Origin of the sequence: Longimicrobium sp., assembly GCF_035474595.1 — a bacterium.
Classification (GTDB): Bacteria; Gemmatimonadota; Gemmatimonadetes; order Longimicrobiales; family Longimicrobiaceae; genus Longimicrobium.
The window spans coordinates 1-21,178 of sequence record NZ_DATIND010000114.1 but is presented as its reverse complement, the minus strand read 5'-3'; the positions used below and the strand labels follow the sequence as shown (position 1 = coordinate 21,178).

General features: G+C 69.6%; 20 protein-coding genes. 12 read left to right on the top strand and 8 right to left on the bottom strand.

Annotated features, from left to right (window positions below):
- Nucleotides 1–314 precede the first annotated feature (314 nt).
- Nucleotides 315–1,046, bottom strand: a complete 732-nt coding sequence (locus VLK66_RS20580; RefSeq protein ID WP_325311355.1) for a hypothetical protein — start codon at nt 1,044–1,046, stop codon at nt 315–317.
- A gap of 463 nt (nt 1,047–1,509) precedes the next feature.
- Here VLK66_RS20580 and VLK66_RS20575 point away from each other — a divergent pair, with 463 nt between their 5' ends.
- Both VLK66_RS20575 and VLK66_RS20570 read left to right on the top strand, forming a co-directional pair.
- Nucleotides 1,510–3,654 (top strand): GMC family oxidoreductase, encoded by a 2,145-nt coding sequence (locus VLK66_RS20575; RefSeq protein ID WP_325311354.1) that lies wholly within the window; start codon nt 1,510–1,512, stop codon nt 3,652–3,654.
- Nucleotides 3,655–3,932: 278 nt separating this feature from the next.
- Nucleotides 3,933–4,523, top strand: coding sequence for a hypothetical protein (locus tag VLK66_RS20570; protein ID WP_325311353.1), 591 nt, complete (start codon nt 3,933–3,935; stop codon nt 4,521–4,523).
- Between the two features lie 60 nt (nt 4,524–4,583).
- On the opposite strand, the gene VLK66_RS20565 is transcribed toward VLK66_RS20570, so the two are convergent.
- A complete protein-coding gene (locus VLK66_RS20565; RefSeq protein ID WP_325311352.1) occupies nt 4,584–5,102 on the bottom strand; it encodes a hypothetical protein in 519 nt (172 codons plus the stop codon).
- Between the two features lie 102 nt (nt 5,103–5,204).
- On the opposite strand from VLK66_RS20565, the gene VLK66_RS20560 reads away from it, so the two are divergent.
- Entirely contained in the window at nt 5,205–6,662 is a 1,458-nt protein-coding gene (locus VLK66_RS20560) for an aldehyde dehydrogenase family protein (RefSeq protein ID WP_325311356.1), read from the top strand.
- Between the two features lie 291 nt (nt 6,663–6,953).
- Complete coding sequence (locus tag VLK66_RS20555; protein WP_325311351.1) at nt 6,954–7,469, top strand: DinB family protein; 516 nt, start codon at nt 6,954–6,956, stop codon at nt 7,467–7,469.
- A gap of 236 nt (nt 7,470–7,705) precedes the next feature.
- Here VLK66_RS20555 and VLK66_RS20550 read toward each other — a convergent pair whose 3' ends face one another.
- The 4 genes from VLK66_RS20550 to VLK66_RS20535 are packed head-to-tail and all read right to left on the bottom strand — an operon-like array spanning nt 7,706 to nt 10,758.
- On the bottom strand, nt 7,706–8,545 hold the full coding sequence (locus VLK66_RS20550; RefSeq protein WP_325311350.1) for a hypothetical protein: 840 nt from the start codon (nt 8,543–8,545) through the stop codon (nt 7,706–7,708).
- Complete coding sequence (locus tag VLK66_RS20545) at nt 8,542–9,336, bottom strand: hypothetical protein (protein WP_325311349.1); 795 nt, start codon at nt 9,334–9,336, stop codon at nt 8,542–8,544. Before VLK66_RS20545 ends, VLK66_RS20550 begins: the two co-directional genes overlap by 4 nt.
- 4 nt (nt 9,337–9,340) lie before the next feature.
- On the bottom strand, nt 9,341–10,264 hold the full coding sequence (locus VLK66_RS20540) for an ABC transporter ATP-binding protein (RefSeq protein ID WP_325311348.1): 924 nt from the start codon (nt 10,262–10,264) through the stop codon (nt 9,341–9,343).
- A complete protein-coding gene (locus tag VLK66_RS20535; protein WP_325311347.1) occupies nt 10,261–10,758 on the bottom strand; it encodes a GntR family transcriptional regulator in 498 nt (165 codons plus the stop codon). The genes VLK66_RS20540 and VLK66_RS20535 overlap by 4 nt, the downstream gene beginning before the upstream one ends.
- Nucleotides 10,759–11,342: 584 nt before the next feature.
- Between VLK66_RS20535 and ettA the strand changes: the two genes are divergently transcribed.
- The 4 genes from ettA (at nt 11,343) to VLK66_RS20515 (ending at nt 15,659) form a co-directional block, all read left to right on the top strand.
- Complete coding sequence (gene ettA / locus VLK66_RS20530) at nt 11,343–13,031, top strand: energy-dependent translational throttle protein EttA (protein ID WP_325311346.1); 1,689 nt, start codon at nt 11,343–11,345, stop codon at nt 13,029–13,031.
- Between the two features lie 72 nt (nt 13,032–13,103).
- Nucleotides 13,104–14,513 (top strand): hypothetical protein, encoded by a 1,410-nt coding sequence (locus tag VLK66_RS20525; RefSeq protein WP_325311345.1) that lies wholly within the window; start codon nt 13,104–13,106, stop codon nt 14,511–14,513.
- A 214-nt stretch (nt 14,514–14,727) separates the two neighbouring features.
- Nucleotides 14,728–14,862 carry a hypothetical protein gene (locus VLK66_RS20520; protein WP_325311344.1) on the top strand — a complete coding sequence of 45 codons (135 nt, stop codon included), beginning with the start codon at nt 14,728–14,730 and terminating at the stop codon, nt 14,860–14,862.
- A gap of 251 nt (nt 14,863–15,113) precedes the next feature.
- Complete coding sequence (locus tag VLK66_RS20515) at nt 15,114–15,659, top strand: hypothetical protein (RefSeq protein WP_325311343.1); 546 nt, start codon at nt 15,114–15,116, stop codon at nt 15,657–15,659.
- A gap of 268 nt (nt 15,660–15,927) precedes the next feature.
- Here VLK66_RS20515 and VLK66_RS20510 read toward each other — a convergent pair whose 3' ends face one another.
- Together VLK66_RS20510 and VLK66_RS20505 are read right to left on the bottom strand one after the other, a co-directional pair.
- Nucleotides 15,928–16,401: an SRPBCC family protein gene (locus tag VLK66_RS20510; RefSeq protein WP_325311342.1), complete on the bottom strand. Its 474-nt coding sequence runs from the start codon at nt 16,399–16,401 to the stop codon at nt 15,928–15,930.
- Nucleotides 16,398–16,709: a metalloregulator ArsR/SmtB family transcription factor gene (locus tag VLK66_RS20505; protein ID WP_325311341.1), complete on the bottom strand. Its 312-nt coding sequence runs from the start codon at nt 16,707–16,709 to the stop codon at nt 16,398–16,400. The genes VLK66_RS20510 and VLK66_RS20505 overlap by 4 nt, the downstream gene beginning before the upstream one ends.
- 248 nt (nt 16,710–16,957) lie before the next feature.
- Here VLK66_RS20505 and VLK66_RS20500 point away from each other — a divergent pair, with 248 nt between their 5' ends.
- The 4 genes from VLK66_RS20500 to VLK66_RS20485 all read left to right on the top strand — a co-directional run bounded on the left by VLK66_RS20500 (nt 16,958) and on the right by VLK66_RS20485 (nt 20,587).
- A complete protein-coding gene (locus tag VLK66_RS20500) occupies nt 16,958–17,389 on the top strand; it encodes a DUF3224 domain-containing protein (RefSeq protein ID WP_325311340.1) in 432 nt (143 codons plus the stop codon).
- Between the two features lie 273 nt (nt 17,390–17,662).
- Nucleotides 17,663–19,282, top strand: a complete 1,620-nt coding sequence (locus VLK66_RS20495) for a S8 family peptidase (protein ID WP_325311339.1) — start codon at nt 17,663–17,665, stop codon at nt 19,280–19,282.
- Between the two features lie 216 nt (nt 19,283–19,498).
- Nucleotides 19,499–19,759 carry a hypothetical protein gene (locus VLK66_RS20490; protein ID WP_325311338.1) on the top strand — a complete coding sequence of 87 codons (261 nt, stop codon included), beginning with the start codon at nt 19,499–19,501 and terminating at the stop codon, nt 19,757–19,759.
- Nucleotides 19,760–19,972: 213 nt separating this feature from the next.
- On the top strand, nt 19,973–20,587 hold the full coding sequence (locus tag VLK66_RS20485) for a hypothetical protein (protein WP_325311337.1): 615 nt from the start codon (nt 19,973–19,975) through the stop codon (nt 20,585–20,587).
- Nucleotides 20,588–21,178 lie beyond the last annotated feature (591 nt).

Sequence of the window (21,178 nt, the reverse complement as noted above, 5' to 3'; positions counted from 1 at the left end):
AAGTCGCAGCAACAACTACGGGAAGCCTCGCAAACTGCGCGAGGCTGATCCGCTCATTCTGTGGCATCAGCGCTCACGACCAATCTCCTTTCATCCGCCGTGGTCGCGCGCAGCGCGGTGTCCGACTCAGGATGACGTCGGGCCGGGTGCGGCGCGGTAGGTGGGCCTCCACGACGGGGGTGGGCACCGTCGTGAGACAGTTGGCCGCGCTGGTCGAAGTGCGCGCGAAGCGAATCGTGCCGGAAGCGAGGCGGGCGCCCCGGTGTGATCCGGAGCGCCCGCCTCGTCCCTCAGCCGATCGCCATCATCCGCGATCAGTACGGCTCGTAGCCGTTGCCGCCGCTGGAGCCGACGCCGTAGCCGCGGAAGTAGCGGCCCGGCTCCACCCCGCCCGAGCGGCTGTTGCGGAACAGGCCGTCGCCGCCGTAGCCGCTGCCGCGGCTGTAGTCGCCCCAGTCACCGCCGGCGCCCTGGCCGCCGCCGCCGTACTCGCCCCCGCTCCAGGTGCCGCCCGTCCCGCCGCCCTGCATCCCGCCGCCGCGAGGCATCCCGCCCTGCATCCCGCCTCCCTGCATGCCGCCGCGCGACATGCCGCCCTGCATCCCGCCGCCTGCGGTGTAGCGCTGCACGCGGCCGCGGCTCATCCCGCCCTGCATGCCGCCGCGGTCCATCCCACCCCAGCCGGTGTTGTAGTCGCGGCCGTAGTCCTGGCGGCCCCACCCCGGGCGCCCGCCGGCGTTGTAGCCGCGGTCGTCGTAGTCGGCGTTGTAGTAGCCGCCCGCGCCGCGCACGCTGTCCAGCGTGCTGTGCTGGTTGTTCCAGTTGTTCATCCGGTAGCCGCCGCCGTACCCGCCGCCCCAGTCGGTCTCGCCGCCGCGGTAGCCGCCGTTGTGCCATTCGTCGCGGTGCATGGCGCGCGCGTCGCCGCCGTAGCCGTAGTCGCGGTCGTAGTCGCGCCCGCCGCCGAACCAGCCGCGCACCGTCTCGCCCGCGCGGTCGAACCAGTTGCGCCCGCCGTTGTCGTAGTCGCGTCCGTAGCCTCGCATCTTCCCCTCCTGCTTCGCGGTTCCGTTCTGTCCCGTCCCCCCTGATCGCCCCCACCGGAGCGGGTGGTGGAAGTTTGCAAGTCGCGGGCCGCCAATCTCCCTGAAGTGGTTGCAAAATCGGAAGTTAGACAAAGACCGGACCCCAACCCTCCCCAGCGGGACGGCGCTTCGCGCGGGGAGCCCTCGATCCCCCTTGGCCCGCTTCTCCCGGCAGTCACGGACTCGACGGAGACGGCGGCGCGCCACGAGGCCGCGGCCGCAGTCCCGCAGGGACTTCGTGCTGTTGTTGCCGGCGAATTCCATTCGCCGGGCACCCGCCCGGGCAAACCCGCCGCGGCCGCCGACGAAGTGAGTGCGGCTCAGTCACTTGCGCGCGTTGACGGGCTCCGGTGCGCGCCCGTATGCTTGGGAGCGCGGGCCGCTCCCGCCCTCTTCCTCATCCTTTCCCCATCCACGCTGCCGGATGCCGCTCACCGCCGCACAGCACGCCGCGCTCCAGGCGCTCTGCCGCCGCATGGTGCCGCTCCCGGACGCGCCGGACCCGTCGGCCGTGGAGCTCGCGCGCGACGTCGAGGCGCGGCTGGCGGGGATCGATCCCGCGCAGGCGGCACTGGTGGCGCGGCTGCTCACCGTCGTCGACCACCCCGTCACCGCGGCGGTCACCCGCGGCGTTTCCGTGCGCTTCAGCCGCATGCCGGCAAGCCGGCAGGACGCGTGGCTCGCGGGGTGGGAAACGAGCCGCATCCCCGTGCGGCGCACCATCTTCCAGGCGCTGCGGCGGCTCATCCTCTCCACCTTCTACGCCCGCCCGGAGTCGTACGGCGACATCGGCTACGCGGGCCCGCTGCACGAGCGCGCCCCCGCTGTCCCGTGGGAGGGACCCGCACCGGGGACGTCGACGGATGACGAGCCGGTCGCGCGCGAGCCGACGCCCGAGCGGCGCCTCATCTCCATCGCCCCGCCGGGGCTGGACGTGATGGACGAGCCGTGGCTGCGGCAGGTGACGGAGGGCGCGGGGATGGGCGCGGAGACGCGCGTCCGCGCGGACGTCTGCGTGGTGGGCACGGGCGCGGGCGGGGCCGTCGCCGCGGCGAGGCTGGCGGAGGCGGGGTTCGACGTCGTCATCGTGGAGGAGGGAGGCTGGCTGCGCGGCCGGGACTTCACCGAGCGGGAAGCGGGGATGACGGAGGCGCTGTACGCGGAGAAGGGCGGCCGCGCGACCGACGACCTTTCCATCCCCATGCTGCAGGGGCGGTGCGTGGGCGGCAGCACCACGGTGAACTGGATGATCATGCTGCGCCCCCGCGGCGCCGTGCTGGACGAGTGGGCGGCGGAGCACGGCACGGTGGGGATGCGGGCGGCGGACCTCGCGCCGGTGTTCGAGCGCATCGAGGCGGAGACGCACACGCGGACCATGCCCGAGGACGCGCACAATCCCCCCAACCGCGCGCTGCTGAAAGGCGCCCGCGCGCTGGGGTGGAGCGCGGGGCCGGCGCGGATCAACGCGAAAGGGTGCGTCCGCTCCGGCTTCTGCGGCATCGGGTGCCGCTACGACGCCAAGCAGGGCACCGCCGCCGTGCACATCCCCATGGCGCTGGCGGCGGGCGCGCGGCTCCTGACCGACGTGCGCGTGGAGCGCGTGGAGGTGGCCGAGCGCGGCGGGCGGGCGCCGCTGAAGCGCGTGCACGGCACGGTGCTGGAGCGCGCCACCGGCCTCCCGCGTGGCCGCGTCACCGTCGAGGCGCCGGTGGTGGTCCTCGCGGGCGGCGCGGTGGGAACGCCGGCGATCCTGCAGCGCTCCGGGATGGGCGGCGGCGGCGTGGGGCGCTTCCTCCGCCTCCATCCCACCACCCTCGTCTCCGGCTTCTACGAGCGGGAGATGTACGGCGGCGCGGGCGTGCCGCTCTCGTCCATCTGCGACGAGTTCGCGCACCCGGCGGAGGGCGGCTACGGCTTCTGGGTCGAGTGTCCGCCCATCTACCCGGCCCTTTCCGCCGCCGTCCTCCCCGGCTTCGGCGCGCGCCACCGCGCGGTGATGCGCGACGCGACGCGGATGGCGCCGTTCATCGTCCTGGTGCGCGACGGCGCGGACCGGCGCGCGTCCAACGGCGGCGTCACCGTGGACCGGCGCGGGCGCGTCCACCTCCGCTACGCGCTGGGCGCGGCGGAGAAGACGCGGTTGCGCGAGGGGATCAAGGCCGCCGCGCGCATCCACTTCGCCGCGGGCGCGCGGGAGGCGCTGACGCTGCACGCCGTGGAGACGCGGATGCGCTCGGCGGACGAGATCGGCATCGTCGACAGGCGCGCGTTCGGCCCCAACCAGGTGGGGGTGATGTCGGCGCACGTGAACGGCACCTGCCGCCTGGGGACCGATCCGGCGACCAGCGGATGCACGCCGGACGGCGAGCGGCACGGTGTCCCCGGCCTGTACGTGGCCGACGGCTCGCTCCTGCCGACCGCGCCCGGGGTGAACCCGCAGGAGACGATCATGGCGCTGGCGACGGTGGTCGCGGAGCGCATCGCCGCGCGGCACGCCCCGTCGCGCGCGGAAAGCGCGGGCGCGCAATTTCGTTCTCGAAGCTGTTCACTCACACATCCTGACCTATGATCGGCACAATCCGCGATCCACGTGCTCGCTCTGCTGTCGCAGACGCGTTCGGACTGGCTTCGCAGTCTCTCCGAGAGCGCGGCAACCGTTCGATGGCACGTGTAAGCCGAGGCGAGCGGGCATTCGCCGAACCAGGTTTTACAGAAGTCCTGTTAGATGAGTTGGAGCTAGCTGTTCGCGTAAGACTCGATGAGATCGAAGTACCAAGCCTGAGAATAACGACAACGGGGTTCAACCTCCCCGTCGCAGACGAGACGCGATATGGCGCGGATCTCGGGATGCGTGTCGATATCTTGACCCCCGGATATTTCACAAGCAAAGCCCTGCTTTTCCAATGCAAGCGCATGTACCCCCCGCTCCAACAGCCGCGGTTTGATGAAATCCCCGGCAGAGGCGAACGCCAAGCGAGAGATATGCTTGCGATTACACCAGCATCGTTCTTCTTACTTTTCAACTTCGGCGAGCAGCAGTCGTTGGCGGACCTTGCATGGGGCGACTTTCAGCGAAGCGCAGAATGGTTTTGGGGAAGGCCTTGGCACGACTTTGAGATCGGGGGTGCTGCATTCGACCTTGGAGTCGCTATCGTTCCCGCAGCAAGGATTCTCGGTCTTTCCGAGGGCGCCTCAATGACCAATGGAAAATTCCCGACCGAAGCAGCCACCATTCTCGCTGGAGCATCCCCGCTCGGCGTGTTCATGGCCGATCTCGTTTGCTCATGCTTAGTGGGCGACACCAGACCAATGGTACGGCAGCTTGTTACCGCTCCGGCGCAGCATGCCATCAACGAAGGTGCTTCCGGCAGGTTCTTCGATTACCATGTAAACCGATACCTACACATCACCGTGACCACGGAAGAAGAGGTGTTCTAACACCCGTTCTGACGTAGGCTGGATAGCTCGTTCCAGGGTTCTGAGATAGGCACCTTGGCGTCAGCCCTGCTTCGTGCAGAGCAGCCAGTCGCCCATGCGCCAGGCGCCGTCGCGGTTCACCTCCCAGGTCACGCGCAGGGTGGCGGCGCTCTCGGCGCGGTAGGTGAAGCGCTCGCGGCCGCGCGGCGGGGCCATGAGCTGCGCGGTCTCGAACGCCACGGCGCGGTCCTTCCACCCCTCCGCGGCGGTGAACAGCCGCACGCCGCCGCCGATGTCGAACATCAGCGACACCATCGTTCCCGTGGCGGGGTCGGTGCCCCAGTGCGAGATGGCCTGGTAGCGCCCGGGCGCGCGGTCGGTGTGGCGGAACTCCAGCCATTTGCCGTCCAGCTGCGGCGTGAACGCCAGGTCCGCCTCGAGCTTGCGGCCGCTGGCGAACTCGCCGGCGCACCCCCAGCGCCCGGACAGGAAGGCGAACATCTCCGCGCTGCCCGGCGCGGGCTGCGGCTGGGTCTGGGCGGCAAGCGGAAGGGCGGCCGCGAGCAGGGCGGCGGCCAGCAGCGGCGTGCGAAGGCGCATGGGCGTCCGTCGTTGGGGGGATGCGTTCATCGGCGGGCGACGCGACGGCGTGATCGTCGCGGCCCCGGAAACAATCTGGCGGAGAGTACCCGCGTGATCCAGATGCAGACCCCCGCCGCCGCGGCACCCGCCGCGCCGGACGCGAACGAGCAGGTGGCCGCCGCCGTGGCGCGGGCGCGGGCGGCGCAGGCGGCGTGGGGCGCGCTCACCGTGCGGCAGCGCGCGCGGAAGATGCGCGCGCTGCGCGGCCTGCTGATCCGGCGCATGGACCACGTCATCGCCGTCATCCGCGAGGAAACGGGGAAACCCGCGGTCGAGGCGCTGGGCCACGAGGTGATGATCGTGGCCGGCCTCATCAAGGCGTACGAGAAGCGCGCCCCCCGCGTCCTCCGCCCGAAGCGCGTGGGGACGGGGATCCTGGTGAACAAGGGGGGGACGAAGATCTACCAGCCGTTCGGCGTGGTGGGGGTCATCTCCCCCTGGAACTTCCCCTTCTCCATGCCGGGGATCCCGACCGTGGCCGCGCTCTTCGCGGGGAACGCGGTCGTCATCAAGCCGTCCGAGGTCACGCCGCGCACCGGGGCGCTGCTGGCGGAGCTCGCGCGCGAGGCCATCCCCGGCCACCCGGACCTCGTGCAGGTCGTCCACGGCGCGGGGGATGCGGGCGCCGCGCTGGTGCGGAGCGGCGTGGGGAAGATCGCCTTCATCGGCTCGCCGGGAACGGGGCGAAAGATCCTGGCCGGCGCGGCGGAGACGCTCACGCCGGTGGTGATGGAGCTGGGCGCGAACGACGTCTCCATCGTGTGCGAGGACGCGGACCTGGAGCGCGCGGCGGCGGGAGTCGTCTGGGGCGCCATCTCCAACGCCGGGCAGGTGTGCATGTCGGTCGAGCGGGCGCTGGTGCCGGAGCGCGTCTACGACCGCTTCGCCGCCGCGGTGCGGCGCGAGATGGAGGCGCTGCGCGTGGGCGGCGGCGACGAGGAGTACGACGTGGGGCGCCTCATCTTCCCCCCGCAGCAGGCCATCATCCAGGGCACCGTGGACGACGCGGTGGCGCAGGGCGCGCGGGTGGTCCTGGGCGGCAGGGCGGTGAGCGGAGACGGCCTCGTCTACGCCCCCACGCTCATCCTGGATGCCACGCCGGAGATGGCGCTGAACACGCACGAAACCTTCGGCCCCGTGCTCCCGCTGGTGCGCGTGAAGGACGAGGAAGAGGCGGTGCGCATCGCCAACTCCGGCCGCTACGGGCTGAACGCCAGCGTGTGGACGCGCAGCCGGCGGAAAGGGCGGAAGATGGCCGAGCGGCTGCACGCCGGGATGGTGATGGTGAACGACGTGCTGATCAACTTCGGCATCCCCGAGCTGCCGTATGGCGGGGTGAAGGAGAGCGGCTTCGGGCGGATGATGGGCGACGAGGGGCTGCTGGAGTTCAGCCAGGTGAAGGCGATCGCCGACACCCGCGTCGCCCTCCGCCGCGAGCTCTTCTGGTTCCCCTACCGCCCCAAACAGCTCGCGCTGCTGAAGCGCCTCGCGCGCACGGTGTACGGGACGCGGGGGTGAGATCGCTGAGGGTGCTTGATCGGCTCGGTGGCGTTTCGACCGGCACCGCGCCCTCTCCGGCCGGCCTAGGCCGTCCACCTCTCCCGTACCGGGAGAGGTAGCCATCCCGCATCACCGGCACACCGAAGCTCTTGTGCTATCATAGGTTGCAGGCCCCGCCGATGCTGGCCAGCCCCCTCGCCCGGAACGGGAGAGGGCGAGCGCTCCAAGGCGCGGGGAGAGGGCGCGAGGCGGCGGACGCGCGCCGGCGGTTCGGCTGCACCACAACCAACCCGACACTGAGGACTGGAGATGGAAATCACCTCGATCGAGCCGTTCCTGTCGTACTGGGAGGGGTTCCGCGGGCGGACGCGGCGGGTGATGATGTGCATCCCGCCGGAGCGGCTGGAATGGACGCACCGCGAGGGCGCGTGGACGTTCGGCGACCTGGTGCGCCACCTGGCGGCCATCGAGCGGTGGATGTTCGCCGAGAACGCGGCCGGGCGCCCCAGCCGCTACCCCGGCCACGGCCGCGACCTGGCCGACGGCTGGGACGCCACGATCGCCTACCTGGACGCCATGCACGCCGAGGCGATGGACATCCTCCGCGCGCTGACGCCCGACGACCTGCGCCGCCCGGCCGTGACGCCCGCCGGCGCGTCGATGCCCGCGTGGAAGTGGTTGCGGGCGATGGTGGAGCACGAGGCGCATCACCGCGGGCAGATCTACCTGATGCTGGGAATGATCGGCATCCCCACGCCCCCGATCTTCGGGCTAACCAGCGAGGAGGTGCGCGACCGCAGCGTGCCGCTCGAGCAGACGGCGTAGGGCCTATCTTCGCGAATCTCCAATCGAACAGCCCCTCTCCCGGCGCGCGGGAGAGGGGCTGTGTGTGTTCGGGTGATCGAGCGCGTCCGCGACGGACGTGCGGAACGGGCTATGGATCCTTCGGCCTGCAAGCAGTTGTGGGGGACTACGTTGCAACGTGGCCGGCCTCAGGATGACGTCAGCGAGGTGCCCGCCCCTGTCCCCTGTCCCCCGTCCCCTGTCCTCTGTCCCCTGAATCAGCGCTCCGGCTGGCGGTAGGCGGACCAGACGAACAGCGCGACCGCGACCGCCAGCCACAGCCACACCGCCGTCATCCACACCGAGGCGACCGGCTCGTGGGAGTACCAGCTGTACCACCGGCCGTCGATCTCGCCCGCGCGCTGATGCAGCACCGGCGAGAGGCCGGAGAGAACCGTCGTCAGCCCGTACTTCCCGGTGAGCACCACGTCGACCGCGGAGAGAGGCGGGATCGGGGCATGGCGCGGCGAGAGCGCGTCCAGGAAGGCGTAGCCCACCGCCGCGCCGGCCAGCCAGCGCCACGGATGCGCGGCGCGGAGCGCGAGCGCGCTCCCGAGCAGGTACAGCACCACCGCGCCCGCGAGCGGGGCCATCCAGCGGAACACCTGCACATCGGCTGCGTAGCCGCCGGTGACCAGCATCATGGCGCCCAGCCAGCCGATGTACGCGCCGATGGCCGCGAACAGCCACACCAGCCCGGCCAGCGTGCGGGTGACGGCGTGGGCGCCGTGGTCCACCGGCATGGCGTGGTGGTAGGCGCGCCGGCCGGGGCCCTCGCCCTTCCACATCGCCATGGGCAGGAGCAGCGCCACGAACGCGGCGGGGACCAGGATTCCCGGCGAGACCTCGAGCGAGGAGAAGTGGTGGTGCATCCGGTCCCAGAGCATGACCGTGCTCACCAGCGCCAGGACGCCCGTGCAGGCCAGCGCCTCGCGCCGCACCGACAGCCCCACCGCGCGGAACTGCTCGCGCGCCACGGCGGCGCGGCGGGGGAGCGGCGGCATCGCCACCGCGTTCATCGGGCTCTCCATCCGGAGGGAGATCTCGGTCACGTTCATGCCTCCGGCTGGCGGTAGGCGGCCCAGAAGAAGAGGGTGATGGCGATCGCAATCCACAGCCACGCCGAAACCATCCACACTCCCGCGTTGGGGACGCGGGTGGCATAGTTGACCTCGCCGTACAGGTCGTTCCACTTGTGCACGTGCACCGGCGCGCTGCCGGAGAGCAGCGTGTACAGCCCGTAGCGCCCGCTCAGCACCCGGTCGGCCGCGCGGAACAGCGGCATGTCGCCGCCCGGGCCGGCGAGCGCGCGCAGAAAGGTGTGCCCCACCACCGCCCCGCCGATCCACCGCCACGGGTGCACCGCGCGGAGCGCCAGCGCCGTGCCCAGCAGGTACAGCGCGACGGCGCCCACCACGGGCCCGGCCCAACGGAACCACGGCTCGGAATCCACCCACCCGCCGGTGCCGGCGGCGACCAGCGCCATCCAGCCGAAGTACGCGCCGGCCGCGCCGAGCATCCACACCAGCCCGGCCAGGCCGCGCGCCACCGCGTGCGCGCCGATCTCCACCGGCATGGCGTGATGGTACGAACGGCTGGCCGGCCCCTCGCCCTTCCACACCGCCATCGGCAGCAGCAGTGCCAGCAGGGCGATGGGGATGCCCATCTCCGGCGCCAGGTCCAGCGCGCCTTCGCCCCGGAGCTGGGCCCAGACGATGAGGATGCTGGCCAGCGCCAGCACGCCGGCGGCCACGGTGGCCTCGCGGCGCAGCGCCAGCCCCACGCCGCGGAGCTGCTCGCGCGCCACGTCGGCGCGGCGGGGAAGGCGGTGTACGGCGGAGATCTCCATCGGCCTACTCCTTTCGGCTCAGCAGGGCCACGGCGGCGTCTTCCAGCGTGAGCGGCGCGGCGTCGCGCAGGGTGGCGCCGCTCTCGGCCAGCTGCTGCGCCACCTCGCGCTCCTCGCCCCAGATGCTCCACTGGATCTCGCGCCCCACGCCGCCGCGCTTCACCACGGTGCCGTTCAGCGCGGGGGCGCCCGTCCACCCGGCGGGGATGTCGGCGCGGTAGCGGCGGAGCATGCGGTGCAGCACCTCGCGCGGGAGCTGCGCCGTCAGCCGCCCGTCGCGCATCACCCCCAGGTGGTCGGCCAGCCGGTCGACCTCGTGCACCAGATGGGTGGAGATGAACACGGTGCACCCGGTCTCGGCCACGTGCTCGGCCAGCATCCCCAGCGTCTCGTCGCGCATCACCGGGTCCAGCCCGTCGGTGGGCTCGTCCAGCAGCAGCAGCGGGGGGCGGTGCGCCAGCGCCATCAGCAGGTGCACGCGCCGGGCTAGGCCCTTGGACAGCTTCGACATCCGCTTCTGCAGCGGGATCTCGAAGGCGTGCACCAGCCGCGTGGCATATTCCCAGTCCCACGCGGGAAAGTAGGCGGCGTGGTGCTCCAGCAGCCGCCCCGCCGTCATGTATCCGTATCCCCAGTCCCCGCGCTCGGGCACGTACCCCACCTGCGCGCGCACCAGCGGCCCCTGTGCGCGCGGGTCCAGCCCCAGCACCTCCGCGCGCCCCGAGTCCGGCGAGAGCAGCCCCAGCAGGAGCCGCATCGTCGTCGTCTTCCCCGCGCCGTTGGGGCCGACCAGGACGTAGACGGCGCCCTCGGGCACCTGCAGGTCCACGCCCAGGAGCGAGAACTCGTGCCCGAACTGCTTGGTCAGCGCATGGGTGGAGACGGCGAACGCGCCGCCGTCCAGGCGCACCGGAAGGGATGCGGTCATCGGGCCGGCGCTCCGGGCTGGACGGGAGATGCGGGAGATTCGAGAAGTGCGGGAGATGCAGGAGATGCCATGACGCGGGGCGATGCCGATGCGCGGATCGCGTCCCCCGGGAGCGCGGGAGATGCGGGAGATGGGGATGCCGCCGCGCGGATGGCCTCCGCCAGCTCCGCCGCGCCGATGCCGTGCCGCCGCGCGTCGCGGAGCGCCCGCTCGGCCACCTGGCGCACGAGCGCGTCGCGGTCCCCCGGCTCCGCCGCGCGGTCGGCGACCACGGGCCCGCGGCCCCAGCGCATGGCGACGAGGCCCTCGCCCTCCAGCGCGCGGTACGCCTCGGCCACGCTGGCGGGGTTCACGCGCAGCTCCGCGGCCATGTGGCGCACGGGCGGAAGCACGTCGCCCGCGGCCAGCGTGCCCAGCACCACGGCGCGGCGCACCTCGTCCACGATCTGCACGTGGATGGGGCGCGGGTCGGCGGTGTCGATGGACAGCTGCATGGGCGCTCCCGTGCGAGTTCCTCCCCCCACACACAATCACCCCGGACCCCGCGGGTCAAGGGACACTTTGTCTCCGCCGGAGCGGTCGAGCCCCGCTGACCCGCTCCCCACCCTTGGACCATCCGCAGCGGAAGATCGTTCCACGAGCGGCTGGTCTCCGCACCGATCGAACGACGGGGAAGGGGGATTTCTGCCGGACGGGCCATCCTGCGGCCGCGAGAAGGGTGGGCGGGGCGGGGATGCACCCTGCCCGCCAGGCCGGCCGCTCCCCCGGCCCCTCCGCCCGCTCCGCGGGGGAGGGGGGAACTCAGCGCAAAGGAGCCTCCGGAGCGCGCCCCGACGCTTGGAGCTGGGCATCGCGACGCACTGCAACCGATGGGTGCACAACCGCTTGCGCGCCGCACGCGAAGTTACCCCCTCCCGTTATCGGGAGGGGGTACGCGGCCCCAGCCGCGGGGGGAGGGCTTCACCGCCCGCGCCTCCCGCCATCGGCCGCGCGGTGATAAGTTGGTGCGCCTCGCGCGCTTCCGATCCGCCCGCGCGCGTGGCCATCCATCGAAAACCCTGATCCCGAACGGCAGAGAATGGCGCTCGACACCAGCAAGTTCATCTACGTCATGAAGGATCTCCGCAAGATCGTTCCGCCTCAGCGGGAGATCCTGAAGGGGATCTGGCTCTCGTTCTATCCCGGCGCCAAGATCGGCGTCGTCGGGCCCAACGGCAGCGGCAAGTCGTCCCTGCTGCGCATCATGGCCGGCGTGGACAAGGACTGGAACGGCGAGGCGTGGGCCGCCGACGGCGTGCGCGTGGGCTACCTGTCGCAGGAGCCGGAGCTCGACGATACGCTGGACGTGCGCGGCAACGTGGAAGAGGGGGTGAAGCCCATCCGCGACCTGCTGCGCCGCTTCGACGAGGTGAACGCCAAGTTCGGCGAGATCGAGACCGACGAGCAGATGAACGCGCTCCTGGCCGAGCAGGCCGACCTGCAGGACCAGATCGAGGCGCACAACGCCTGGGAGCTGGACCGCAAGATCGAGATCGCCATGGACGCGCTCCGTCTTCCCCCCGCCGACGCGCGGGTGGAGAACCTGTCCGGCGGCGAGCGGCGCCGCGTGGCGCTGTGCAAGGTGCTGCTGGAGGAGCCCGACCTGCTCCTGCTGGACGAGCCGACGAACCACCTGGACGCCGAGAGCGTGGCCTGGCTGGAGCAGCACCTGAAGGAGTTCCCGGGGACCATCGTGGCCATCACCCACGACCGCTACTTCCTGGACAACGTGGCCGAGTGGATCCTGGAGCTGGACCGCGGCGAGGGGATTCCCTGGAAGGGGAACTACACCAGCTGGCTTGAGCAGAAGCAGGAGCGGCTGCGGCAGGAAGAGAAGCAGTCGTCGGCGCGCAGCCGCACGCTGGAGCGCGAGCTGGAGTGGGTGCGGATGGCCCCGCGCGCGCGGCAGGCCAAGAGCAAGGCCCGCATCACCGCGTACGAGGACCTGCTGAACGCCGACCAGCGCGAGCAGGTGAGCCGCGCCGAGATCGTCATCCCCGCCGGCCCGCGCCTGGGCGACGAGGTGGTGGTGGCCGAAAAGGTCCAGAAGGCGTACGGCGAGAAGCTGCTCTTCGACGAGCTCACCTTCCGCCTGCCGCGCGGCGGGATCGTGGGCGTCATCGGGCCCAACGGCGCGGGAAAGACCACGCTCTTCCGCATGATCGTGGGGCAGGAGACGCCGGACGGCGGCGCGCTGAAGGTGGGGTCGACGGTGCAGCTGGCCTACGTGGACCAGAGCCGCGACACGCTGAACGCCGAGAACAGCGTGTGGCAGGAGCTTTCCGGCGGCGAGGACACCATCGAGCTGGGGAAGGTGAAGGTGAACAGCCGCGCCTACTGCGGATGGTTCAACTTCAAGGGCGCGGACCAGCAGAAGAAGGTGGGCGTGCTCTCCGGCGGCGAGCGCAACCGGGTCCATCTGGCCAAGGTGCTGAAGAGCGGCGGCAACCTGATCCTGCTGGACGAGCCGACCAACGACCTGGACGTGGACACGCTGCGCGCGCTGGAGGAGGCGCTGCTGGACTTTGCCGGGTGCGCGGTGGTGATCAGCCACGACCGCTGGTTCCTGGACCGCATCGCCACGCACATCCTGGCCTTCGAGGGCGAGAGCCAGGTGGTGTGGTTCGAGGGCAACTACCGCGAGTACGAAGCCGACCGCAAGCGCCGCCTGGGCGCCGAGGCCGACCAGCCCCACCGCATCCACTACAAGCGCCTGGTGCGGGCGTAGAAATCTACGTGGGCGTGCTCTGGACCCCCCAGAGCACGCAACCCCCAGTTAGGTAAGTGAATCCGATCGCTTATGCGCACGCAGTCCGAACTACCTAAGGGCACGTTATCTTTACCCGGCTCGAAAGCTGAGGCGATATTCGTCACGGATGAGCAGTTCCAGGAATATTTTGAGAGGTTCATATGGCGGTTCCGGAATGTTATCGAAGAGTATTTTCCATCTTTTGGGGCCTCCATACCGTTCTACGCAAGCTATCCGTACGAAACAATCATCGTCCGAGCAGGTCCTGCAGGTGTGCTGTGCCTCTTTCGTCCCGCACCGACACCTTCCTACACCTTCAAAGACTGGGGTGAGTGGCCGGAAGAAGTCTTGACAGTAGAAGAGATAAAAGAATACTTCGAAGCGCCGTTCTTTCAGTACGATTTCCGCCAGCGAGAGTTCACTCGGTTTGAAGGGGAATCACAGGGTGGGATTGCCGCCGTAACAAACGCGCTGTCTGTCTTCTGGCGTAACATTGACGCGGCTCAATTTGCAAGGCTCTGCCGTGAACTCCTCGGGTGGCAGAAAATGTCAATCCAAGTCGAGTCTACACGGGGTACCAGGGACGCTTCATTCATTCTCGGGAATGTGCGCCTATGGGAGCCCGGACCTCGGTTGAGGGAGGAAAAATGGACATTTCGCATCCAGTATGCCTCCACGCTTTCGGTAAATGACATCCGTGCTGTTGAGGCAGAAGCGGACAGTTACAATGAGGCGAGCATCTATTGCTTGCTTACGAACGCGGATACGACCTCAATTGGCAGGCTAGTATCTCTAAAAAATCCGAAGCTGCGGATATGGGACCAGTCATTCTTGAACAGGGTCATAAATGGTCACCTGGATAGCTTCTCCACCCATTTTGCTCAATACTCTACGGCAGTCAAAGCACTTCGAGACGAATTTGGCTATCGAAAGAGTCCTCGACTCGACGAGATGAAGTTCGAGCTCAAGCGGTGCCCCGCGGGGCAAGCTTATTTTCGAGCGTATGAGGAGCTTGGTACGCGAATCCTGACGTATATTTTCTCTGGTTCACTAGGACGACCTCACATCCAACGGCCCACCACTGATGGTGTGCAGCGGCGAGATGTTGTTTTTCAGAACCTGCAGCGCACACCTTTCTTTGTACGAATCGGTCGGCGTTTTGACGCAGATTTCTTAATTGTCGATTTCAAGAATTATGCAAAGCCACTTGACTCGACTGCCGTAGAAAGCGTGTCGAAATATTCCAACGAAGCGCTAGGCCGCTTTGTTCTCCTTATATCGCGACAGGGCCTCGCGTCTGGCGCGAAAAAAGCCCAGGCAAGAGTCTTCCGAAACCGTCGCACGCTCGTTTTAGTTATCGATGATACGCAACTCTTAGAGATGGTAGAACGCAAGGATCGTGGAGAGGATCCTGCCGATGTTCTCAGTGATCTTCTAGACGAGTTTCTGCTCCAGTTCTGACCTCGGCTTTTCATCCCCACCTGCGCTGCTCCGTGGCGTCGCGGAGAACCTGCACTTCGGCCGCAGCGGAGCGGCTTGGATTCAGCGGCCGCCGCTCACACAGCAGATCCAGCGCCTCAAGGCCACCTTGGGCGCGCGCTCTTGTTGCGCCGCTCGCGGGCGCAGACCGGCCGCGTATGATGCCGTTCAGGAGTGGCGGCTGCTGCAGCGCGCGGTGTTCGTCATCGACGGCGACGGCCGCATCGCGCACGCGGAGTACGTGGCGGACCAGATGGACGAGCCGGACTACGACGCCGCGCTCGCCGCGATCCAGCGGCTGCAGGACGCCGCTCCGGCCGCTGCATCCTGAAAGGATCGGCGCAGAACGCCAGATCCCGATCCATCCCAGCAACCGCCGCGGACGGCGTGCGTCCCGTATTTCTGCCCGTCCCGGCTCGTGTCCGTGCGCGCTGTCGGTGCGGGGTTACGGTGGCCGAAAGCATGCATGTCAGGAACGACTGTTTGCGGCGTTCGGCACACCCGGGCGCCGCGCACGATTATGGGTGCCGCGGATGGGATGCCGCGGCACGAGTCCCCCGAACTTCCGAAGTTGAAGGATCGATGAAGGTCTCCGCCGTCCGAATCCTTGCCGCGCTGGCCGTGGCCGCCGCCGCCGCGCCCGCCGCCGCCCGCGCCCAGACCGACTCCACCGGCGCCGCCCCGGTCGCGGCGCCGGTCGCGTCCGACTCCATCAGCACGCGCCCGCTGGCCGTGGGCGAGACGGTGCGGCTGGTCGCCGCCGACCGTCCGTACGCCGGCAGGCTCACGCGCATCACGCCCGACACGCTGGTGATCGTGGCGCCGAACCGCATCTTCACGCTGCAGCGCGCCGGCGTCACGCAGGCCGAGCGCCTGGTGAACCCGGGGTCGCGCGGCCACGCCATCTTGCGGGGCGCCGGGTACGGCGCGCTGGGCGGCGCGGCGGTGGGGTTCCTGGCCTCGATGGTGTTCACCAAGGATGCCGCCGGCCGCGCGTTCATCACCGCGGACGGGGTGGTCCTGGGCGCGCTCGTGGGCGCGCTCACCGGCCCGCGCTCCAACCACCCGGTGTGGGAGCGCGTGGATCCGTCGTACGGCGCCCAGCCTGTGGCTCTCCCGGCGCCCTGATTGGAACCGAGCGCAAGCACGAGCGGCCGGATGCGAGATGCATCCGGCCGCTCGTGTTTGTCCCAGCGTCCGCGCCTTCGGCCTCAGAGGCGATTGAGAGGAAAACCCGGCGAATCCTGCCCCTCGCACCGGCGGCTGAAGCCGCAGCAACAACTACGGGAAGCCTCGCAAACTGCGCGAGGCTGTTCGGTGCCGCCTCCTTCAATCGTGGTCTCGTCAAGCGCGTGTGCTACGCAGGATGATGTCCGTTTCGACGCCGCAGCGACAATCATTTTGTCGCGGGCGGCTCGGGGACGGCCAGGTTCAACGCGCGGCCGGTCTCCAGCAGCGTCTTCAGGCCGCTGAGGATCATGGGCCATCCCTGGCGGCCGCCCTCCAGCAGCTCCTCGGGGATGGGCGTGGGGTGCGCTTCCTCCATCGTCAGGCGCACCACGTCGCCCAGCGGCTCGATGGTGTAGGTGACGATGGATTCGGGGAGATCGCGCAGCTCCTCGATCCACTCCACGCGCCAGGAGACGGAAAGCACGCGTGGGCGCTCGGCGCGCAGCACCCGGCCGCTGACGTCGGCGCGCCCGTCCGGCATCCACAGCGTCCAGGTGGAGCCTTCCTTCCAGTCCGACTCGATGCGCCGGCCGAAGAAGTAGCGCTCGGTGTGCTCCGGGCTGGTCAGCGCCTCCCACACCCGCTCCGCCGTGGCGGCGATGTAGGTGACGTAGACGGTGCTCTGCGTGGTCATCATCATCCGCCCTCCTCCAGGCTGCGCTTCAGCGCGCGGAGCGCATCCAGCCGGGTGCGCTCGTACTTGCCGATCCAGCGCTCGCTGATCTCGTGGATCGGCACGGGGTTCAGGTAGTGCAGCTTCTCGCGGCCGCGCCGGACCGTGGCGACCAGGTTGGCCGCCTCGAGGATGGCCAGGTGCTTGGAGACGGCCTGCCGCGTCATCTCCATCTCCGCGCAGAGCTGGCCCAGCGTCTGGCCGCTGCGGGCGTGCAGCAGGTCCAGCAGGCGCCTGCGGCCGGGGTCGGCCAGCGCTCGGAAGACGGCGTCCATGTCGGCATCCACATCTCCAATATGCAACCATACAGTTGCATGTCAACTCCCGTGCGCTCTTCCGGCATCCTCTAATCTCACGCGGAGACGCGGAGGTCCATGCCGAGCCACCTCCGCGACTCCGCGTCTCCGCGTGAGATCCAGCGATGGTGGAGGAGACGCCGAGGAAGCCACGGCTGGCGCGCACCCCGATGCGTGCGGTATGATCGTATTCCATCCATCGAAACGATCAACGCAGGGGAGACGGGATGAGCACGCGCGCCACGGCGAACTTCGAGATCACCGGCTGGGAGCAGACCGCGTATGGAGATGAGGGAGGTGGGCCGAAGCTCGCCCGCGCGACCGTGAAGAAGACCTTCCGCGGCGACGTGGAGGGGACGAGCACCGCCGAACTGCTGATGTGCGGCGATGCGAGCGGCGGCGGCGCGGGCTACATCGCGCAGGAGGTGGTGACGGCGACGCTCGGCGGGCGCAGCGGCACGTTCGTGCTGCAGCACGGCGGGGTGCGCGGCGCGGGCGAGGCGTACACCTTCGGCAACGTCGTCCCCGACTCGGCCACGGGCGAGCTGCGCGGCATGACCGGCAAGGCCGAGTACCGCCACGACGAGAACGGCGCCGTCCTCACGCTGGACTACGACTTCGCGGCCACGACCGGCTCGGGCGCGACCGCGGCATCCTGAGTCGTCCCCGCGCTGCGGGCGCCTCGTGAGCACCGATGCCGCGGAATGAGCCGAACAGCCTCGCGCAGTTTGCGAGGCTTCCCATAGTTGTTGCTGCGACTTCAGTCGCCGGTGGCCAGCGGGACGACAGCTCGTCCCGGGAGATGGAATCGCATCTCCCTGCGCTCCATCTCCCGTCGCGGGCAGGAACCCTGTCGCCGTCTCGGCTGTACTGAGCACGAGCCGCCGCGCATCCTTCAGAGGCGCGGCGGCATTCTTCAACCCCGGCCTACGATGATGCATCTCCGTCGTCTTTCCATTCCGGCGCTCGCGCTGGCCCTGGCGCCCGCGTGGGCGCACGCGCAGAGCGCGCCCGCCGACACCGCGTCGGCGGGGCCGCCGCACGACTGGTGGCAGCTGGACCCGGCCACCAACCACGTGAACGGCATCGCCCTGGAGCGCGCCTACGCCGAGCTCCTCCCGGGGAAGACGGCGCGCCCCGTCGTCATCGCCATCATCGACTCCGGCGTCGACATCTCCCACCCGGACCTGGCCGCCAACGTGTGGACCAACCCGCGCGAGATCGCCGGCAACGGCAGGGACGACGACGGCAACGGCTACGTGGACGACGTGCACGGGTGGGACTTCATCGGCGGGCGCGACGGCCGCGACGTGGAGCACGACACCTACGAGTCGGTGCGCATCTACGCCCGGCTGCGCGGCAGGTACGAGAACGCCAACCCCGCCACGCTGGACGCCGCCGGGAAGCGCGAGTACCAGCAGTTCGCCGACGCGCGCCGCAAGCTGGAGAGCGACCGCGCGCGCGCCGCGCAGGAGCTGGCCGCGGCCAAGCAGATCATCCCCCAGCTGCAGCAGCTGGAGGCGGTGCTGCGGCCGGCGCTGAACGGCGACTCGCTGACCGAGGAGAGCGTGCGCCGGCTGCGCTCGGTGCGGCTGGACGTGCAGCAGGCGCGCGAGGCCTGGCTGTCGGCCGCGGCGCAGGGGTACACCGTGGAGTCGCTCACCGAGTACCGGCGCGACCAGGAGAACAAGCTGCAGTTCGGGCTGAACCCCGCGTACAACCCGCGCGCCATCGTGGGCGACGACACCACGAAGATCGTGGAGCGCGGCTACGGAAACAGCGAGGTGACGGGCCCCGACGCCATGCACGGCACGCACGTGGCGGGGATCATCGGCGCGGTGCGCGGCAACGGCGTGGGGGTGAACGGCATCGCCCCCAACGGCGTGCAGATGATGATCCTGCGCGCGGTGCCCGACGGCGACGAGCGCGACAAGGACATCTCCAACGCCATCCGTTACGCGGCCGACAACGGCGCGCGCGTCATCAACATGAGCTTCGGCAAGTCCGACTCGCCGCAGAAGGGCGCGGTGGACGACGCGGTGCGCTACGCCGAGAGCAAGGGCGTGCTGATCGTGCACGCGGCGGGGAACGAGGGCGCCTTCCTGGACAACTCGCCCAGCTACCCCACGCGCACCTTCCTGAGCGGCGGCACGGCGCGCAACTGGATAGAGGTGGGCTCGTCGGCCATCGCGTCCGACAGCCTGGCGGCGGACTTCTCCAACTACAGCCGCACGGGGGTGGATGTGTTCGCGCCGGGCGTGGCCATCTGGTCCACCGTGCCGCACAACCGCTACCAGAACCTGCAGGGCACCAGCATGTCGGCACCCGTGGTCACCGGCGTGGCGGCGCTGCTGCTGTCGTACTACCCCACGCTCACCGCGGCGCAGGTGAAAGACATCATCATCCAGTCGGCCACGCGCTACCCCAACCAGATGGTGATCCGGCCGGGCGAGGGCGGCGGGCGCGTGCCCTTCGAGCAGCTCTCCGTCTCCGGCGGCGTGGTGAACGCGTACAACGCGCTGAAGCTGGCCGCGGAGCGGGTGGGACACTGATTTAAGGGGACGGGGGACAGGGACGGCAGGGAGATGGATGGATGAAGCGAGAGGGGCGGCTCACGCGCGGAGGCCGCCCTTTTCGTCGTCCCGCTTTGTCGCGCGGCGGTGATTCTGTTGGATGCACGGCATGGGAGATGTAAGATGCCGGCGATGCCGCGCGTTCTCTCCACGACGCGCGGTGCGTGTGCGGAAACCGGAACCGAGGAGGGCTGGATGCGCAGGATCGGCGGATTCCTGGCGGTGGGCGCGGTGATGCTGTCGGCATCCAGCTGCGCGCCGATGATGAACGGCCTGAGCTTCAGCCCCGGCTGCTCGGCCATGCAGGCGCGCGCGTACCACACCACCTCGCAGTTCACCTCGCGCCAGCGGGTGAGCGCCATCCAGTCGCGCTACTCCAACACGTCGCGCAACTACGCCGGCCCCATCCGCGGCGCGCAGGGCTGGAATTCGCTGGCCTCCGGCGAGTGCCGCTGACGCTTCGCGGCAGGATGATGGAGACGAGAGGCGGCCCCGCGCGGGCCGCCTCTTCGCGTTCCGGGGATGAGGATTCGCAGCACGCCCGGCCGTCCCTGTCCCCTGCCGTTAATCCCCCGCTAACCAACGCTCCGCCGGCGCCGGGTGTAATTCGTTGTAGCGCAACTGGATAAGCGGTTGCAAATCCACCCGGTGTCCGAGAGGAACTGAACGATGAAGATCCGTACGTTCGCGGCCGCGCTGGCGCTTGCCGGCACGCCCGCCATTGTGGCCGCGCAGCAGACGCAGGCGCCCGCGGCCGGGCAGCACGGCCAGCATCAGCGCGGCGAACGCCAGGGTCGCTGGCAGCAGGGCGGCGCGCGCCGCGGCGGCGTGCAGGGGCTGATCGCGCGGCGCGACCAGCTTCACCTCACCGCCGACCAGGTGTCGCGCCTGCAGTCCATCCAGCAGCGCCTGGAGAGCCAGAACCGCCCGCTGCAGGAGCGCATGCGCGCGCTCTTCCAGCAGGCCGGCCTTCCCGAGTTCCGCGCGCGCCGCGAGCAGGGGCAGCGCCAGGGTGCCCAGGCGCAGGGGCAGCAGCGCCAGCGCGGCCAGCGCCCGCAGCTGACCGAGCAGCAGCGCCAGCAGCTGCAGCGCGTGCGCGAGCAGGCCAAGCCCATCCGCGACCAGCTCCGCCAGAACCAGCAGGCCGCCATGCGCGACGTGCAGGCGGTGCTGACCCCCGCGCAGAAGCAGCAGATGCAGCAGCTCCGCCAGCAGCACCAGCAGCGCCGCGGCCGCGAGGGCCGTCACGGCCGCCGCGCCCAGGGCCAGCACCAGGGCGCCTGAGCCAGGCCGATCCGCAGTAGCGGCCGACGAAACGCGGAGGACGCGGAGAGAAAGATCTCCCCGCGTCCTCCGCGTTTTCGTAGCGATGGGTCGATTCCGACGGACGTCCATGCCGTGTCCGTTGAATCCGCTGCCCAAGCCCAACGGACGTCATCCTGAGTCGGACACCGCGCTGCGCGCGACCACAGAGGATGAAAGTCGGACGTCCATAGGTACACTCTGGACTGACTTTCTATTCAGGCCGGCCAAGCGGAACTCGTCACGGCGATGAAGACGGCAGGCCGAAGGATCCATAGTCGGATCCCACGTGATTCTCGGAATCGCGGGGAGTCGTGCTGCCCGTCCAACACGAAGTCCGTCTTGCGGCGGTGCGTCACCGCATCTGACGTGCTGGATTGCCTGTAGATCCTTCGGCCTGCGAACCCTTATGCAAGGCGGGTTTCGGCGTGGCCGGCCTGAATAGAAAGTTCGCGGCCTGGCCCCCCACCGGCGACTGAAGTCGCAGCAACAACTACGGGAAGCCTCGCAAACTGCGCGAGGCTGATCCGCTCATTCTGTGGCATCAGCGCTCACGACCAATCTCCTTTCATC

Coding starts and splice junctions, on each gene's coding strand:
- VLK66_RS20485 (WP_325311337.1), top strand. CDS start 19,973: ATGAAGATCCGTACGTTCGCGGCCGCGCTGGCGCTTGCCGGCACGCCC.
- ettA (WP_325311346.1), top strand. CDS start 11,343: ATGGCGCTCGACACCAGCAAGTTCATCTACGTCATGAAGGATCTCCGC.
- VLK66_RS20565 (WP_325311352.1), bottom strand. CDS start 5,102: ATGCGCCTTCGCACGCCGCTGCTGGCCGCCGCCCTGCTCGCGGCCGCC.
- VLK66_RS20510 (WP_325311342.1), bottom strand. CDS start 16,401: ATGATGATGACCACGCAGAGCACCGTCTACGTCACCTACATCGCCGCC.
- VLK66_RS20515 (WP_325311343.1), top strand. CDS start 15,114: ATGAAGGTCTCCGCCGTCCGAATCCTTGCCGCGCTGGCCGTGGCCGCC.
- VLK66_RS20495 (WP_325311339.1), top strand. CDS start 17,663: ATGATGCATCTCCGTCGTCTTTCCATTCCGGCGCTCGCGCTGGCCCTG.
- VLK66_RS20535 (WP_325311347.1), bottom strand. CDS start 10,758: ATGCAGCTGTCCATCGACACCGCCGACCCGCGCCCCATCCACGTGCAG.
- VLK66_RS20580 (WP_325311355.1), bottom strand. CDS start 1,046: ATGCGAGGCTACGGACGCGACTACGACAACGGCGGGCGCAACTGGTTC.
- VLK66_RS20575 (WP_325311354.1), top strand. CDS start 1,510: ATGCCGCTCACCGCCGCACAGCACGCCGCGCTCCAGGCGCTCTGCCGC.
- VLK66_RS20505 (WP_325311341.1), bottom strand. CDS start 16,709: ATGGACGCCGTCTTCCGAGCGCTGGCCGACCCCGGCCGCAGGCGCCTG.
- VLK66_RS20555 (WP_325311351.1), top strand. CDS start 6,954: ATGGAAATCACCTCGATCGAGCCGTTCCTGTCGTACTGGGAGGGGTTC.
- VLK66_RS20550 (WP_325311350.1), bottom strand. CDS start 8,545: ATGAACGTGACCGAGATCTCCCTCCGGATGGAGAGCCCGATGAACGCG.
- VLK66_RS20545 (WP_325311349.1), bottom strand. CDS start 9,336: ATGGAGATCTCCGCCGTACACCGCCTTCCCCGCCGCGCCGACGTGGCG.
- VLK66_RS20525 (WP_325311345.1), top strand. CDS start 13,104: ATGCGCACGCAGTCCGAACTACCTAAGGGCACGTTATCTTTACCCGGC.
- VLK66_RS20490 (WP_325311338.1), top strand. CDS start 19,499: ATGCGCAGGATCGGCGGATTCCTGGCGGTGGGCGCGGTGATGCTGTCG.
- VLK66_RS20500 (WP_325311340.1), top strand. CDS start 16,958: ATGAGCACGCGCGCCACGGCGAACTTCGAGATCACCGGCTGGGAGCAG.
- VLK66_RS20570 (WP_325311353.1), top strand. CDS start 3,933: ATGCGTGTCGATATCTTGACCCCCGGATATTTCACAAGCAAAGCCCTG.
- VLK66_RS20560 (WP_325311356.1), top strand. CDS start 5,205: ATGCAGACCCCCGCCGCCGCGGCACCCGCCGCGCCGGACGCGAACGAG.
- VLK66_RS20540 (WP_325311348.1), bottom strand. CDS start 10,264: ATGACCGCATCCCTTCCGGTGCGCCTGGACGGCGGCGCGTTCGCCGTC.